Source organism: Sulfitobacter aestuariivivens (genome assembly GCF_014763045.1).
In the GTDB taxonomy this organism is placed as follows: Bacteria; Pseudomonadota; Alphaproteobacteria; order Rhodobacterales; family Rhodobacteraceae; genus Sulfitobacter; species Sulfitobacter aestuariivivens.
On record NZ_JACTAG010000001.1, the window covers coordinates 1406694 to 1422499 of the forward strand.

Genomic DNA, 15806 nt, shown 5'->3' on the forward strand with positions numbered 1-15806 from the left:
GTTCCGGCTTAGTTGCTGCTGATCAGCGTTACCACGGGCTCTTTGTCGGGTTCAACAGCGGGGCGCAGTCCCAACAGGGGGGCGATGCGGCGGATCATCTCTGCGGCGACGGGCACCGCTGTCCAACCCGCTGTGCGACGGGGTTTGTCGCCAGAGGTTTCCACCGGTTCATCCAGCGTCACGATCAATACATATTTCGGGTCATGCGCGGGGAACATGGACGCAAATGTCGCGATCACCTTGTCTTTGTAATACCCGCCACGGCGCTTGGGTTTGTCCGCCGTGCCCGTCTTGCCGCCCACGAAATAGCCGGGCACCTCGCCAAAGCTGGCGGTCCCTTCGGAAACGACCTTGCGCAACATGCGCCGCCCGTCTGCAGCGGCGCGTGCAGACATCACACGCGGGCCAAGCTGCGGGCCGGTTTGCTTCATCAGCGTCGGCTTGACCTGAAACCCGCCGTTGGCAATGGCCGCATATCCCGCAGCCAGATGCATCGGGCTGGAACTGAGGCCATGACCATACGAGATCGTCACAGTTGACAGATCGGTCCACCGCTTGGGCAACAGGGGTTTGCCGCCCGAGGCCTCGACAATCTCGAATGGCGTCGCCTCAAAGAACCCGAGGCTTTTTAGGAACGCCTGCTGCCGCTTTGCCCCGATCTGAAGGGCCATCCGGCCGGTTCCCCGATTAGAAGATTTCACGATGATGTCCGAAACGGACAGAGGCCCGTAGTTCTTGCCGCGAAATTCGCCGATCTTGAAGCCCCCGACCTTGAAGGGACCCTTGGTGTCGATCACCGTGCGCGCATTGACCAGCCCCAGATCAATGGCCTGCACGGCGGCAAATATCTTGAACGTGGATCCCAGTTCATAGACACCCTGCACCGACCGGTTGAAGAGCGGCGTGTCAGAAGCGTCACCTTCGGTCAGAGGCCGCGGGCGGTTGTTGGGATCAAACGTCGGCAACGACACAACGCTTATCACCTCACCGGTCTTCACATCCATCAGCACCGACGTCGCACCCTTGGCGTTCATCAGTTTCATGCCGCCATAAAGCACGCGTTCCGCCGCGGCCTGTACGGTCAGATCAAGGGAAAGTTGCAACGGTTTATTCCCGTTAGCCGGGTCGCGCAGATAGTCGTCAAAGTATTTCTCGGCCCCTGCCACGCCAATGACCTCGGCGGCGTGAACGCCTTCCTTGCCATAGGACGCGCCGCCCAGAACGTGGGCGGCCATGGTCCCGTTGGGATAAAGCCGCATGTCGCGAGGCGCGAACAAGAGGCCGGGATCGCCGATCTCGTGCACGGCCTGCATCTGCTCTGGGCTGATTTTCTTCTTGATCCACAGGAACTTGCGCTTGCCTGTGAAGTCCTTGATCAGGCGTTCTTTTTTAAGGTCGGGGAATACCGCGACCAGTTTTTCCGCCGCCGCCTCGGGGTCCACCATATTACGGGGCTGCGCATACAGCGCGTGGGTTTCAAAGTTCGTAGCCAGAATGTTGCCATTACGATCCACGATATCGGCGCGCGAGGCCGAGATGACGGCGCCCGGCGCGTGGGCGCGTGGCTCGACCGGGTCAGTTGTCGCCAAAAGGCCCATGCGGGCACCAATAACGGCAAAGGCGCAGAAAAAGAACACGCCCAAAACCAGCAGACGCCCTTCGGCACGCAGGCGGGACTGGTCGCGCATCTGCTCGTGACGGATGCGCTTGTTTTCCCGCTCGATCGCGTCGGGGTTTTCGCCCTTCTGACGGGCGTCAAGGATACGGGCCAGCGGGCGGAGCGGGGTGCGGATCATAGCGGCTCTACCTCTTTGCCATTCATGGTTGAGACATCGACCGGGTCGGTGATCGGCAAGGGCGGTGGGGGCGGATACGCCACCTGATCAAGCTGCCCGAACTGGTCCGGATGCAGCGGCAAAAGGCCCAGCCGGTCGAAGTTGATATCTGCAAGATCCCGCAACCGATCGGGACGGTTCTCATAAGCCCATTCCGCCTTAAGCACGGCCAGCCTTGAATGGGCGGTGCGAATGCCCTCGCGCAGCTTGTCCGCTTCGGAGAGCGCCTGTTGGGTCGCGTAATTCTCGCGGTAGGCCCAGAACGCCAGGCCGATGACGGCCAGAGAGGTCAACATGTATAAGATCGCACGCATCAATTCAGTCCTTTGACCATCGGCATGCCGATGGATTTGGCGTCAATATCTCCAGGTGGGGCGTCGGTGCGGATCCCCACCCGCAGCTTGGCAGACCGGCTGCGCGGATTTTCTGCCAGTTCCTGCGCGTCCGGGCCAATCGCCTTGCGTTTTTCCACGCGAAACTGGGGGGCTTCGCGGTGCTGTTCTGGGGCGTAGCGGTTGGCGTTGCCCCCGCTGCCTGAGCGGGCCGTGAGAAAGCGTTTGACCATGCGGTCCTCAACCGAATGAAAGGTGACGACCGCTAGTTTTCCGCCCGCCTTCAAGGCACGCTCTGCCGCCATAAGACCCTGAAAAAGCTCGCCGTATTCGTTGTTTACTGCGATGCGCAGCGCCTGAAAGCTGCGGGTCGCGGGATGCGACTGACCCGGTTTGGCACGCGGCAGGCACCCTTCTATGAGGGCGGCCAGATCCAGCGTCGTGGTGATCGGGGCCTCAGCGCGCGCGCGCCCAATGGCTTTGGCAATGCGGCGGCTGGCGCGCTCTTCGCCATATTGAAACAGGATGTTGGCCAACGTTTCTTCGTCCGCGTCATTGACCAGATCAGCGGCTGAGGGGCCATCCTGTGACATCCGCATGTCCAGCGGCCCGTCTTTCATGAAGGAAAAGCCGCGTTCGGCCTGATCCAGCTGCATGGATGAGACGCCAAGATCCAGTACGATGCCGTCAAGGTCCTGCGCGTAGTCATCCATCCGCGAAAACACGCCCTGCTGCATGGTGATCCGGTCGCCATACTCCGCAGCCCAGTCTGCGGCCATCTCAAATGCCAGAGGATCACGATCAACGGCGATCACACGCGCAGCGCCCGCGTCAAGCAGCCCGCGCGTATAGCCACCGGCACCAAAAGTGCCATCCAGCCAGATACCGTCAATCGGTGCCACAGCCGCCAAAAGCGGACGCAATAATACAGGGACATGAGGTGTACGAGTGTCATCAGGGGCCGCAGCAGCCATCGTGATCTACTCCCCCGGGGTGCCATCCAGAAAGACCAGCGGATCAAAGTCTTCCGGCAAGTCGTTGACCCACGCGCCCTCTTCGGTCTCGTAGGTTTCGGGCTTCCAGATTTGAAAGGTGTCGCCGGTGGCGAAAAAGAACGCCTCGCCGTCCAGATCGATCTTTTTGCGCAGCTTTGCAGGAAGAACCAGGCGCCCCGTTTCATCCACATTTGTCGGGAACGATTGCCCGTGAAAGAGACGTTGCAGCGCTTTGCGGCCGACGCTGGCACGCGGCAGCGCGTCAATTTTCGCGTCCACCTCGTCAATGGCTTCTATTGTGTAGCATTCCAGGAAATTGCGCTTGTCGTCGCCGTAGACGATGACCAGCTCAGGGGCCTCGCCGGGCTTCCAGTTCGGATCACCGGCCTCCAACACACGCCGAAAAGAGGCTGGGATAGACACCCGCCCCTTCGTATCGACCTTGTGTTGGCTTTCGCCTCTGAACCTGCGGCTCACTATTCTCTGCCTTTACTGCCCCGCCCCTGGCGGGACCCTGCCTGCGCTCTTGCGCCTTACTCGTCCTTCGCGCCCCCGCGATCCGTAGAATTGTCCTCTTTTCGTCTCACCCCTGAGACGCCCCCCTTTGACCACAATCCATGCGCTGGATGTGGAAACGGCGGGTTGATCTGCTGCCACTGATCAACCCGCCGCCCTCGTCCCGCATGTGGCGGGGAAGTCCGACTGCGCGCGCCACCTGGGGGGATGTCTGCTCGCCCGCGCGCCGGATCTCTTTGTTCGTATGAAAGCGAGGTGCCTGTATGAAACCTGCTAGGTTTTATTTTTATGTGGGGTCGTTTGGTGCCCCGTGTCCCGTTCTCATCCGATGCAATAGGGATGCCATGGGAATTGATGGGCTGTCTACACTTTTCTTTGGTAATACCATACTTTATTGGATTTAAGCACGCAGAAAGTCAGGATCATATGTATCTTGACCCTAAGTTAATCGCTCAATTTGTGCCATAAGGTCAATAAGCAACAACATCTAGTGCAAACTTACGATTTGCAGAAAATTCCCTCATTTTCCCAGAAATTTTATGCTCGGCGGCGGTCGAACTTAGATGTTCCCCTCTTGTTCCACAGCAAACCTGTCCAGATCAAGCAAAAAGTGGCCATTTCCCCTCAAAATGATTCGGATGCGCCCTGTGCCTGACACCCTGCCCCGACACATGCCCATCATTTCCCATGCCGTGTCCCACGATTTCCCACAGGTCCTAAACGCCTGTCCGGTACGGCAGCGTCCCGCCCATCACGCTCAGTCGCAGCCGCTACGCAAGAATGCGCGCGCCGATTTGCGGGGTTTGGCAACAACGCGCCACAGGTCGGCGTCAGCGGTGCCATAGTCTTGCGTTGTCACGGGATGCCATCGCAAGAGATGAAAACGATTAGGGGCAATTGCCCCAAAATCGCCCGAAAGCAGCTAAATTCCTGACCTCAATCCCGCTTAGTTCTGACAGACCCACTGAGTGTGCCCCCGCTCAGTCCTGAAATAAGCCCCTGCCCCCGGGGCCCGTAGACAAGGACGAACCTGATGACGATTGCCTCGGCACTCGAGCGCTATCTTTTGCAGCTTGTTAATCAAGAACGTGCAGAACATGGCCTGAATCCCCTGACACTGGAACTGAACCTCAATACCTCTGCGGATGCCCATTCGCGCTGGATGACGAACGCCGACACCTTCAGCCATACCGGGGTCAATGGCTCCAGCTCGCGCGGGCGGATGGAATCGGCCGGTTTCGAACTGAACGGCACCTGGTCGACCGGTGAAAATATCGGCGCGCAGTCCGTCATGGGATCCGACAGCTATTATGACGAGGTGCGCCTGATTCACGAAGGGCTGATGAACAGCCCCGGTCACCGCGCCAACATTCTGGACCCCGACTATACCCATGTCGGTCTGGGCATCACCGTCGGTCCTTTAACATATGGCACAGCGGGCTCGTATCAGTCGGTGCTGGTCACGCAGAACTTCGGTAACACCGGCGGTCGGACCGATCACGACCTGATGGGCACGACCAGAAACGACAACATGAACATGGGATCAGGTGACGATCATGCCATCCTCGGTGCCGGGCATGACATTGCCCAGGGACAGGCCGGGAATGATACGATTGTTGCCGGCAGCGGGAATGACAGCGTCGCGGGTGGCACCGGCCATGACCGCATCAATGGCAATGACGGGAACGATGTTCTGCGTGGCCATGACGGCAATGACCAGATCGCCGGGGACGCAGGCCACGATTTCCTGATCGGAGATGGCGGCCATGATACTCTGAACGGCGGGACTGGAAACGACAGCCTGAGCGGCGGCAATGAAAATGACCTGCTGATTGGCGGGGCCGGGTTTGACGCGCTGCAGGGGGGTGCAGGCAATGACACCATGATAGGCGGCGACCAGGCCGATAACCTCTTTGCCAGTACGGGCGACGACGTACTGCGCGGCGGCGACGGCTTTGACAGGCTGTTCGGCGACTTTGGCAATGACACGCTGGAAGGCGGGGCAGGCCCCGACGCGCTTTTCGGGATGAGCGGCAATGACGTGATGTACGGTCAGGCCGGCGACGACCGCAACTATGGCGGCGGCGGCAACGATCTGATCATCGACGGACAGGGCAATGACCTGCTGGAGGCCGGAGCAGGGTTTGATACCCTTAACGGCGGACAGGGCGATGATCAGCTGTTCGGCCGCTTCAACGCGGACACCTTCGTGTTTGAGGATGTCGCTGGTGGTTTCGGCAATGACACCATCGGGGATTTTGCCGCCGACAACCGGTTTGAGCGGATCGACCTGAGCGATGTGGCCTCGATCACCGACCTCAACGACCTTCTGCGCAACCACGCGACCCAAGTGGGCGAGGACGTCTTGATATCCGCCGGGCAGAATGCCTCCATTCTGCTGCTGGATGTCTCACTGAACCAGTTGGATCAGACAGACTTTACCTTCTGAGCAAGTCTGAACAGTCATCTGCTGGCAAAAAAGGGCCCGCCGAAAGGTGGGCCCCTGTTCGTTCACATTGGCAGACTCACGCCCTGCGTCAGGTCAGGCCATGCCGCCCTTGATCAACCCCTCGGCGATACGCGCATAGGCATCGGCCATAGGGCTGTCTCCTGCGGCGATCGGCGTTCCGCTATCGCCCGCCAGTCGCGTGTCCAGATCAATCGGCAGGTTGCCCAGCAGGGGCACCCCCATCTTCTCGGCCTCAGCTGCTACACCGCCGCTGCCGAAAATATCCGCCTCGTGCCCGCACGACGGGCAGACATAGCTGCTCATGTTCTCGATCAGGCCCAGCACCGGGGTTTTCAGTGTGTTGAACATATCAATCGCCTTGCGCGCATCAATCAGTGCCACATCCTGCGGCGTGCTGACGACAATCGCACCGGTCAGTTCCGATTTGGTGCACAGTGTCAGCTGCACATCGCCCGTGCCCGGCGGCAGGTCGACCAGAAGCACATCCAACTCTCCCCACTCCACTTGCCCCAGCATCTGCTGCAAAGCGCCCATCAGCATGGGGCCGCGCCAGACGACGGCCTTGCCCTCTTCCATCATGAAACCGATGGACATCAGCGTCACGCCATGGGCATGCAGCGGAATGATCGTCTTGCCGTCCGGGCTGGCCGGGCGTTTGTTGACACCCATCATCCGCGGCTGGCTGGGGCCGTAAATGTCGGCATCCAACAAGCCCACCTTGCGGCCCTGCCGGGCCAGCGCCACGGCGAGGTTCGAGCTGACCGTCGATTTGCCCACACCGCCCTTACCCGAGGCAATCGCCAGAATGCGCTGCACGCCACTGGGCTTTGTCGGCCCTTCCTGCGGTTTGGGATGCCCGCCGATCTTGAGACTGGGCGGGTTGGCAGGTTTGGCGGCAGGCCCATGGGCCGTCAGGGCAACTGTGGCCGACGCCACGCCTGGAAGATCAGCGACAACGCGCTCTGCTGCATCCCGCAGTGGCCCCATGGCTTTGGCGACGTCAGCGTTGGGCGCCTCTATCACGAAACGTACCTTATCGCCATCGACGGTCAGCGCGCGCACCAGATCATGGTCAATCAGGCTCTTGCCGTCGGGCAATGCCACCCGTGCCAATGCGGCTTCGACATCTGACTTTGTGACAGGCATGGTCCCTCTCCTTGCAACGGTTCCGCAGTTTTCCCTGAAATGGCAGGTTCTGCCCAAAGCACAAGGGGGCGCGGCATTTTGCGGCCCTCCGTCGGAAGGCGCAGAATGTGGACCTCAAGTCACTATGCAATTGCTGCATAGCAGCATTGCAAAGGAAATCATTGTGCATCCGCAGCATTTGCCCCATATCCAGTGCATCGGACAGCTTGAACAAGGCAGTCCTGGAAATGATCCAGACCGGTTTTCTCCTCCCTTAACCGGATCTGTTTTCAGCGGCGACACCCCCTCCCTGGTGTCGCCGCATTTTTTTTCGCTTATTGGCAGACCATTGAATGCAAGCTGGACGCGCGGTGTTCATTGTGGGATTTAATTGCCATGTAAACAATACGTTACGTCAATCTCATCCATGCCATCAGTGCATAACGGGTTTGCGCCGATGCATGTTGTAAGGCGGCGGAAAGAACGTATTTGTCCATTATCCGAAACGGACAACTAGAATTTAAGAGGCGCCAAAATGGCATATCTGAACGTTACGAACGCACCCGCTGCAACCTTTTTCGCTCGCGTCGGCACCGCAATCGGTGCCCTCACGGATCGCTACAAGCAACACCGCCTGTACCGCGAGACCTACAGTGAGCTCAGCAACCTGACCAATCGCGAATTGGACGATCTTGGCCTGCATCGTGCAGACCTGGACCGCGTCGCACGCGAAGCGACCTGGGGCTGACATTCGAGATTTGGCTGCCCGCATCGCCTCCCCGATGCCGCAGTCAATACCCTGGTCCGCACATTCCTCCCCTTTTGCGGCGGACCCGACACAGACCCGAGGCACACCACCTCCCTTTGCTTTGGGCTGCGCAAAGAGCGGCGGCACCCACCTCCCTGGGTGTCGCCGTTTCTTTTTCTAAGAAGAAAAATCGATTTGTGCGCCACAAGACTGAAACGGTGCCTTACGAGGTCAGGGCAGGATAGGTATTTAAAAAAGGGTGAAATCCAGAGGATCGCCCTGTTTTCACCCTTTTGAAAATACCTGTGCGGGCGCTGTCGCCGGGAACATTCCCCTCAGAAGGGCACGTCGTCGCATCCCGTCAGAAACCGGGAGACCACGTTCTTGATGCCTGCTTTTTCAAAGTCGACCTCCAGCTTGTCGCCCTCGATGCCGATGATGCTGCCATAGCCGAACTTTTGGTGAAACACCCGCTCGCCCATCACGAAACTGCTGACCGCGTTGAGGTCGATCGTCATGTTGCGGGTTTCCTTGGGCTGGCTCATGCCGCGCTCTCCCGCACGGGCCTGCAGGCGCCGCCATCCGGGGGAGTTATAGACATTCGCCTCTGCGGCCGCCTCGTGAAGGTTGCTTTTGGGCATCGCCGCGCCATAGCCGCCGCCGTAAAGGCCAGGGGGCGTCAGGACTTCGACGTGTTCTTCGGGCAATTCATCGATAAACCGCGACGGCATGGCCGATTGCCATTGCCCAAAGATCATGCGGTTGCCGGCAAAGGAAATCGTGCAGACCTGTTCGGCGCGCGTGATGCCGACGTAGGCCAGCCGGCGCTCTTCTTCCAAGCCCTTGATCCCGCTTTCGTCCATCGACCGCTGTGACGGGAAAAGGCCGTCTTCCCACCCCGGCAGGAAGACACCGGGAAACTCCAGCCCCTTGGCCGCATGCAGGGTCATGATCGACACTTTCTCGCCCTCGCCTTCCTGTTCGTTGTCCATGATCAGGCTGACATGTTCGAGGAACCCTTGCAGGTTTTCAAACTGCTCCAGCGCTTTGACAAGTTCCTTTAGGTTTTCCAGCCGCCCCGGTGCTTCGGGTGTCTTGTCATTTTGCCAATGCCCGGTATAGCCGCTTTCATCGAGGATAACCTGCGCCAGTTCCACATGGCTGATCTCTGGCGGCGCGTATGCCATCCGCACAGGGCCTTGTTCGTCATCGATCAGATCATCGTCCTGCACCACCTCAATGCGGGGCCCGCGCAGCTGGCTGTTCCAGCGATCAATGCCGTCGATCAGCAGCCGCAGTTGTGCCGCGCCTTTGCCACTCAGCCCGCCATCTGCCAGAAGGATGCGCGCACCTTCCACAAGGTTCACGCCGTTTTGCCGCGCGGTGACCTGAATTTTCTGCTGCGCCTTGTCGCCCAGCCCCCGTTTGGGCGTGTTTACGATCCGCTCGAACGCCAGATCGTCATCGGGCGAGGTCACCACACGGAAATAGGCCATGGCATCGCGAATCTCCATCCGCTCGTAGAACCTTGGCCCGCCGATAACCCGGTAGGGCAAACCTATGGTCAGAAACCGATCCTCGAAGGCGCGCATCTGATGGGACGCGCGTACGAGAATTGCCATGTCATCCAGGCTCATCGGGTCCATGCCGCGCGTGCCGCGCTGCATCGCCTCGATTTCGTCGCCGATCCAGCGGGCCTCTTCCTCGCCGTCCCAGTGACCGATCAGGCGTACTTTCTCCCCCTCTGTGGCCTCAGTCCAGAGTGTCTTGCCCAACCGCCCTTCGTTCCCGGCAATCACGCCAGAGGCGGCGGCAAGGATATGCGGCGTCGAGCGGTAGTTCTGTTCCAGCCGCACCACATGCGCGCCCGGGAAATCAGTTTCAAACCGCAGGATGTTGCCCACTTCGGCCCCGCGCCAGCCATAGATCGACTGATCGTCATCGCCCACACAGCAGACATTTTTGTGCCCTTGCGCCAAGAGCCGCAGCCAAAGGTACTGGGCCACGTTGGTGTCCTGGTATTCGTCCACAAGGATGTAGCGGAACCAGCGTTGGTATTGTTCCAGCACGTCCGCATGGGTCTGAAAAATCGTCACCATGTGCAGCAGCAGGTCGCCAAAATCGACCGCGTTCAGTTCTTTCAGGCGCTGCTGGTAATGGTCGTAAATCTCGGTTCCGCGGTGGTTATAAAGCCCCGCATCTGCCGCAGGTACTTTTTCCGGCGTCAGCGCACGGTTCTTCCAGCCATCAATAATGCCCGACAGCATGCGCGCAGGCCAGCGCTTGTCATCGATGTTTTCTGCCGCGACCAATTGCTTGAGCAAGCGCAACTGGTCATCGGTATCAAGTATGGTGAAGTTTGATTTTAACCCCACCAGTTCGGCGTGCCGCCGCAGCAGTTTCACGCAGATGGCGTGAAACGTGCCCAGCCAGGGCATCCCTTCCACCTGCTGTCCCAGCATCTGGCCCACCCGGTTTTTCATCTCGCGCGCGGCCTTGTTGGTAAATGTCACCGCCAGGATCTCGTTGGGCCGGGCGGTGCCGGTATTCAGCAGGTGGACAATCCGCGCGGTCAGCGCGCGGGTCTTACCCGTGCCCGCACCCGCCAGCATCAGAACCGGACCTTCGAGTTTCTCAACCGCCTCGCGCTGCGCGGGGTTGAGCCCGTCAAGATAGGGCTGTGGCCGGGCGGCCATCGCGCGGGAAGACAACGACGCCCCTTCAAAGGCGTCCATTTCGTCAAAACTGCTCATGTCCTTCCATAGCGCGATTCCGCGCCCTCGAAAAGCCCGCGTTCGCGCAATGTTCCGCAGATCTGCCTGACGATCCCGAACCTCAGCTTATTGCGGGCCTTGACCCACCGCAGGACCGCCTGATTTGACAGCCCCGCCCGCTTTGCCCCTTATGCCGCAATGGACTTGCACGCCCGATACCCTGCCCTAAGCGACCTGCGCATCCGCGCCAGACGACGCTTGCCAAGATTTATCTGGGATTACCTTGACAGCGGCACGGGCGATGAAAAGACAAGGGCACGCAACCGCAGCGCACTGGATCGGATTGGCATGATGCCTGCCGTCCTGGGCGGCGAGATGACACCGGATCTGTCGACCACCCTTCTGGGCCATACCCATCCCCTGCCCTTCGGGATTGCGCCTGTTGGCATGTCCGGGCTGATCTGGCCCGATGCCGAAGGACATCTGGCCCGGGCGGCCGCAACCCACGGGATACCTTATTGCCTGTCGACGGTAGCGGCTCAGAGCCCCGAAGATGTCGGACCCCACCTTGGCGATCACGGTTGGTTCCAGCTTTATCCGCCGCGCGACCCGGCGGTGCGCGCCGATCTGCTGGAGCGCGCGCGCTCAGCCGGGTTTTCGACGCTGGTGCTGACCGTTGATGTTCCTGTCGCCAGCCGCCGCGAACGGCAGACCCGCTCTGGCCTGACCCACCCGCCGCGCCTGACACCGCGTCTTTTTGGCCAGGTTGCCCTTCGGCCCGCCTGGGCGCTGGCCACCATACGGTCCGGCATGCCGCGGATGCGCACGCTGGAAAAATATGTCGACGGGAAAATGGCGCATCTGCCGCCGACGGCACACGTGGGCTATCTGCTGCGCACCGCGCCCGACTGGGACTATGTGGGCTGGTTGCGCGATCACTGGGACGGGCCGTTCATTCTGAAAGGCATATTGCGCCCTCAGGATGCAACCAAGGCACAGCAGGCCGGGATAGATGCGATTTGGGTCTCAAACCATGCCGGGCGCCAATTCGATGGCGCCCCCGCCAGCATCGACGCCCTGCCTGCGATCCGTGCAGCGACCAACCTGCCGCTGATCTTTGACAGCGGGATCGAGACAGGTCTCGATATATTGCGGGCCCTTCGGCTTGGTGCTGATTTTGTCATGATGGGCCGTGCCTTTCACTATGGCCTGGCCGCATTGGGGCCCAAAGGTATCGACCATCTTATCGACGTGCTACGGTACGACCTGCTGGCCAACATGGGGCAGTTGGGCAGCCGCACGCTGCGAGATCTGCCGGACCACTTTGACCTTAATGCCATACAGCCTGTCGTATCTGACACCTGACGATGCGCCCCGAATAGTTACAAATCCGTCATACTGGGTATTGCGCTGCAGCGCAGCATCCCTAACATGCCGCCACATTCCGCAAGGTAAGGACCCCTAATGCCCGATTTCGCCAAGATCCTCATCGCCAACCGGGGCGAGATCGCAATCCGCATCATGCGCGCCGCCAACGAGATGGGAAAAAAGACGGTAGCGGTGTATGCCGAAGAAGACAAACTGGGCCTGCACCGCTTTAAGGCGGATGAAGCCTATCGCATCGGCGAAGGTCTGGGCCCGGTGGCCGCCTATCTGAGCATCGACGAAATGATACGTGTCGCCAAGGCGAGCGGCGCAGATGCGATTCATCCCGGCTATGGGTTGTTGTCCGAAAACCCCGAATTTGTCGACGCCTGCGAACAAAACGGTATCACCTTCATCGGTCCGCGCGCTGAAACCATGCGCGCCCTTGGGGACAAGGCCAGCGCGCGCCGGGTTGCGATGGCCGCAGGCGTACCGGTGATCCCGGCCACCGAGGTGCTGGGCGAGGATATGGCCGCCATTCGCGCGCAAGCCCAAGAGGTTGGCTATCCGCTGATGCTCAAGGCGTCCTGGGGCGGCGGCGGACGCGGAATGCGCCCGATCGCGTCAGAAAGCGAGCTTGAGGAGAAAGTGCTGGAGGGCCGCCGCGAGGCAGAAGCCGCCTTTGGCAATGGCGAGGGCTATCTGGAAAAGATGATTCTCAAGGCGCGCCATGTGGAGGTGCAGATCCTTGGCGACAAACAAGGTGACATCTACCACCTTTATGAACGCGATTGCTCTGTCCAGCGCCGCAACCAAAAAGTCGTTGAGCGCGCCCCTGCCCCCTACCTCAGCGCGGACCAGCGCGCCGAAATTTGCGAGTTGGGCCGCAAGATCTGCGTGCATGTAAATTACGAATGCGCCGGCACCGTTGAATTTCTGATGGATATGGCTGACGGCAAGTTCTACTTCATCGAGGTGAACCCCCGTGTGCAGGTCGAACATACCGTTACCGAGGAAGTCACGGGTATCGACATCGTGCGCGCCCAGATCCTTATTGCCGAAGGCAAGAGCATCGCCGAAGCCACTGGAAAGCCGGACCAATCCGCCGTCACCCTGACCGGTCATGCGCTGCAGACCCGGATCACGACCGAAGACCCGCAGAACAACTTCATCCCCGATTATGGCCGCATCACTGCCTACCGGTCTGCCACCGGGATGGGCATCCGTCTGGACGGCGGAACAGCCTACGCAGGCGGTGTGATCACCCGCTATTACGACAGCCTGCTGACCAAGATCACCGCCAAGGCCCCCACACCCGAGATGGCGATCGCCCGCATGGACCGGGCGCTGCGCGAATTCCGCATCAGGGGGGTCTCGACCAACATCGCCTTTGTCGAGAACCTGCTGAAACACCCGACGTTTCTGAACAACGAATACCACACTAAGTTCATTGACGAGACGCCCGAACTGTTCCGTTTCAAACGCCGCAAGGACCGGGGCACCAAGGTGCTGACCTATATCGCGGATATCACCGTGAACGGGCATCCCGAAACCAAGGATACCCCACGCCCCCCCGCGCATCTGCGCGATCCCAAGCCGCCCCATGCCAGCGCAGAGGCGCGTATGGGCACACGTAACCTGCTGGAACAAAAAGGCCCGCAGGCGGTCGCCGACTGGATGGGCAAGCAACGGCAGCTCCTGATTACCGACACCACCATGCGTGACGGGCATCAGTCGCTCTTGGCCACGCGCATGCGCAGCCATGACATGATCAAGGTCGCCCCCGCCTATGCCGCCAACCTGCCCCAGCTTTTTAGCGTTGAATGCTGGGGCGGTGCCACCTTTGATGTGGCCTACCGATTCTTGCAGGAATGCCCCTGGCAGCGTCTGCGCGACCTGCGCGCCGCCATGCCCAACCTGATGACCCAGATGCTGCTGCGCGCCTCGAACGGTGTGGGCTATACCAACTATCCCGACAACGTGGTGCAGTTCTTTGTGCGTCAGGCGGCCGAGACCGGCGTAGACGTCTTTCGCGTGTTCGACAGCCTCAACTGGGTCGAAAACATGCGCGTCGCCATGGATGCCGTGATCGACGCAAACAAGGTCTGCGAAGGCACGATCTGCTACACCGGCGATATCTTTGACCCCGACCGCGCCAAATATGACCTGAAATATTACGTCCAGATGGGCAAGGACCTCAAAGCCGCCGGCGCCCACGTGCTGGGGCTCAAGGACATGGCCGGACTTCTGAAGCCCGCACAGGCCCGCGTGCTGATCAAGGCGCTGAAATCCGAGGTCGGCCTGCCCATCCACTTTCACACCCACGACACCGCAGGTATTGCCTGCGCCACGATCCTCGCGGCATCCGAGGCCGGCGTCGATGCCGTCGATTGCGCCATGGACGCGCTGTCGGGCAATACCTCGCAAGCCACCCTTGGTTCTGTGGTCTCGGCCCTGCAGCACACCGACCGTGACACCGGGCTGTCGATGCAGGCAATCCGCGAAATTTCCGACTATTGGGAAGAGGTACGCGGCCAGTACGCGGCCTTTGAGACCGGCATGCAGGCCCCCTCATCAGAGGTCTACCTGCACGAAATGCCCGGCGGCCAGTTCACCAACCTCAAGGCGCAGGCGGCCAGCCTTGGCCTGGACGACCGCTGGCCCGAAGTCGCCCGTACCTACGCGGACGTGAACCAGATGTTCGGCGACATCGTCAAGGTCACGCCATCGTCCAAGGTGGTGGGCGATATGGCCCTGATGATGGTGTCCCAAGGCTTGACCCGGGCGGATGTCGAAGACCCCGGCACCGATGTGGCCTTCCCAGAGTCAGTCATCGACATGATGCGCGGCAATCTGGGCCAACCTCCGGGCGGTTTCCCCGATACGATCGTCAAAAAAGCCCTCAAGGACGAACAGCCCAATCTCGCACGCCCCGGCAAGCATCTTGAACCCGTCGATCTAGAGGCGACCCGCGCCGAGCTGTCCAAAGAGCTTGAGGGCAAAGAGATCGACGACGAAGACCTCGCAGGTTATCTGATGTATCCAAAGGTCTTCCTCGACTACATGGGCCGCCATCGTCAATACGGCCCGGTCCGCACCTTGCCCACGCAGACCTTCTTTTACGGCATGGAACCGTCCGAAGAAATCAGCGCCGAGATCGACCCCGGCAAGACGCTGGAGATTCGCATGCAGGCGGCCTCCGACACCAACGAGGACGGCGAGGTGAAGGTCTTTTTCGAACTCAACGGCCAGCCGCGCGTGATCCGCGTACCCAACCGCCTTGTCAAGGCCACCACCCTGCAGCGCCCCAAGGCCGAAGTGGGCAACGACAACCACATCGGCGCGCCCATGCCCGGTGTCGTCGCCTCAGTCGGCGCCGTTGTCGGTCAGGAGGTGCACGCAGGCGATCTGTTGCTGACGATCGAGGCCATGAAAATGGAAACCGGCATCCACGCCGAACGCGACGCGGTGGTAAAGGCGGTGCACGTGCAGGCCGGCGGCCAGATCGACGCGAAAGATCTGCTGGTGGAGTTGGAATAGGCTATGGCAACACCGCCTCGAGCGTGAGGTCCGCCATGCGAGATGTACTAACTCCCAGACAGTTTAGAGCCACCGGCGCTTAGCAGGTCAGGCCCCAGCACGGCGCAAGGATAGGTGCAGAGTTGACCGGCAGCCCTACTTGGGGGAGGTTGGCTTAAGCCTATTT

Annotated in this window: 11 protein-coding genes; 5 read left to right on the forward strand and 6 right to left on the reverse strand. The window is 60.3% G+C overall.

What is annotated here, in order from left to right; all coding sequences use genetic code 11:
- Positions 1-8: 8 nt before the first annotated feature.
- The 4 genes from H9Q16_RS06980 to mraZ are packed head-to-tail and all read right to left on the reverse strand — an operon-like array spanning position 9 to position 3639.
- Positions 9-1796 (reverse strand): peptidoglycan D,D-transpeptidase FtsI family protein, encoded by a 1788-nt coding sequence (locus H9Q16_RS06980; protein ID WP_191074604.1) that lies wholly within the window; start codon positions 1794-1796, stop codon positions 9-11.
- Positions 1793-2149 carry a cell division protein FtsL gene (gene ftsL / locus H9Q16_RS06985; protein ID WP_191074605.1) on the reverse strand — a complete coding sequence of 119 codons (357 nt, stop codon included), beginning with the start codon at positions 2147-2149 and terminating at the stop codon, positions 1793-1795. The genes H9Q16_RS06980 and ftsL overlap by 4 nt, the downstream gene beginning before the upstream one ends.
- A complete protein-coding gene (gene rsmH / locus H9Q16_RS06990; protein WP_191074606.1) occupies positions 2149-3141 on the reverse strand; it encodes a 16S rRNA (cytosine(1402)-N(4))-methyltransferase RsmH in 993 nt (330 codons plus the stop codon). The genes ftsL and rsmH overlap by 1 nt, the downstream gene beginning before the upstream one ends.
- Before the next feature lie 6 nt (positions 3142-3147).
- Complete coding sequence (gene mraZ, locus H9Q16_RS06995; protein WP_191074607.1) at positions 3148-3639, reverse strand: division/cell wall cluster transcriptional repressor MraZ; 492 nt, start codon at positions 3637-3639, stop codon at positions 3148-3150.
- A gap of 1072 nt (positions 3640-4711) precedes the next feature.
- Between mraZ and H9Q16_RS07000 the strand changes: the two genes are divergently transcribed.
- Positions 4712-6127, forward strand: coding sequence for a CAP domain-containing protein (locus H9Q16_RS07000; RefSeq protein ID WP_191074608.1), 1416 nt, complete (start codon positions 4712-4714; stop codon positions 6125-6127).
- Between the two features lie 93 nt (positions 6128-6220).
- Here H9Q16_RS07000 and H9Q16_RS07005 read toward each other — a convergent pair whose 3' ends face one another.
- Positions 6221-7294 carry an Mrp/NBP35 family ATP-binding protein gene (locus tag H9Q16_RS07005; protein ID WP_191074609.1) on the reverse strand — a complete coding sequence of 358 codons (1074 nt, stop codon included), beginning with the start codon at positions 7292-7294 and terminating at the stop codon, positions 6221-6223.
- Here H9Q16_RS07005 and H9Q16_RS07010 point away from each other — a divergent pair.
- Together H9Q16_RS07010 and H9Q16_RS07015 are read left to right on the forward strand one after the other, a co-directional pair.
- Positions 7293-7664 (forward strand): hypothetical protein, encoded by a 372-nt coding sequence (locus H9Q16_RS07010; protein ID WP_191074610.1) that lies wholly within the window; start codon positions 7293-7295, stop codon positions 7662-7664. The two genes, H9Q16_RS07005 and H9Q16_RS07010, sit on opposite strands and share 2 nt — an antisense overlap.
- Positions 7665-7808: 144 nt before the next feature.
- Positions 7809-8021: a DUF1127 domain-containing protein gene (locus H9Q16_RS07015; protein WP_191074611.1), complete on the forward strand. Its 213-nt coding sequence runs from the start codon at positions 7809-7811 to the stop codon at positions 8019-8021.
- 335 nt (positions 8022-8356) lie between these two features.
- Here H9Q16_RS07015 and H9Q16_RS07020 read toward each other — a convergent pair whose 3' ends face one another.
- Positions 8357-10774 carry an ATP-dependent helicase gene (locus H9Q16_RS07020; protein ID WP_191074612.1) on the reverse strand — a complete coding sequence of 806 codons (2418 nt, stop codon included), beginning with the start codon at positions 10772-10774 and terminating at the stop codon, positions 8357-8359.
- 159 nt (positions 10775-10933) lie between these two features.
- Between H9Q16_RS07020 and H9Q16_RS07025 the strand changes: the two genes are divergently transcribed.
- Complete coding sequence (locus H9Q16_RS07025; protein WP_191074613.1) at positions 10934-12100, forward strand: alpha-hydroxy acid oxidase; 1167 nt, start codon at positions 10934-10936, stop codon at positions 12098-12100.
- A gap of 99 nt (positions 12101-12199) precedes the next feature.
- Positions 12200-15640, forward strand: coding sequence for a pyruvate carboxylase (locus H9Q16_RS07030; protein ID WP_191074614.1), 3441 nt, complete (start codon positions 12200-12202; stop codon positions 15638-15640).
- The last annotated feature ends 166 nt before the right edge of the window (positions 15641-15806 follow it).

Coding starts and splice junctions, on each gene's coding strand:
- H9Q16_RS06980 (WP_191074604.1), bottom strand. CDS start 1,796: ATGATCCGCACCCCGCTCCGCCCGCTGGCCCGTATCCTTGACGCCCGT.
- ftsL (WP_191074605.1), bottom strand. CDS start 2,149: ATGCGTGCGATCTTATACATGTTGACCTCTCTGGCCGTCATCGGCCTG.
- rsmH (WP_191074606.1), bottom strand. CDS start 3,141: ATGGCTGCTGCGGCCCCTGATGACACTCGTACACCTCATGTCCCTGTA.
- H9Q16_RS07000 (WP_191074608.1), top strand. CDS start 4,712: ATGACGATTGCCTCGGCACTCGAGCGCTATCTTTTGCAGCTTGTTAAT.
- H9Q16_RS07010 (WP_191074610.1), top strand. CDS start 7,293: ATGGTCCCTCTCCTTGCAACGGTTCCGCAGTTTTCCCTGAAATGGCAG.
- H9Q16_RS07005 (WP_191074609.1), bottom strand. CDS start 7,294: ATGCCTGTCACAAAGTCAGATGTCGAAGCCGCATTGGCACGGGTGGCA.
- H9Q16_RS07015 (WP_191074611.1), top strand. CDS start 7,809: ATGGCATATCTGAACGTTACGAACGCACCCGCTGCAACCTTTTTCGCT.
- H9Q16_RS07020 (WP_191074612.1), bottom strand. CDS start 10,774: ATGAGCAGTTTTGACGAAATGGACGCCTTTGAAGGGGCGTCGTTGTCT.
- H9Q16_RS07025 (WP_191074613.1), top strand. CDS start 10,934: ATGGACTTGCACGCCCGATACCCTGCCCTAAGCGACCTGCGCATCCGC.
- H9Q16_RS07030 (WP_191074614.1), top strand. CDS start 12,200: ATGCCCGATTTCGCCAAGATCCTCATCGCCAACCGGGGCGAGATCGCA.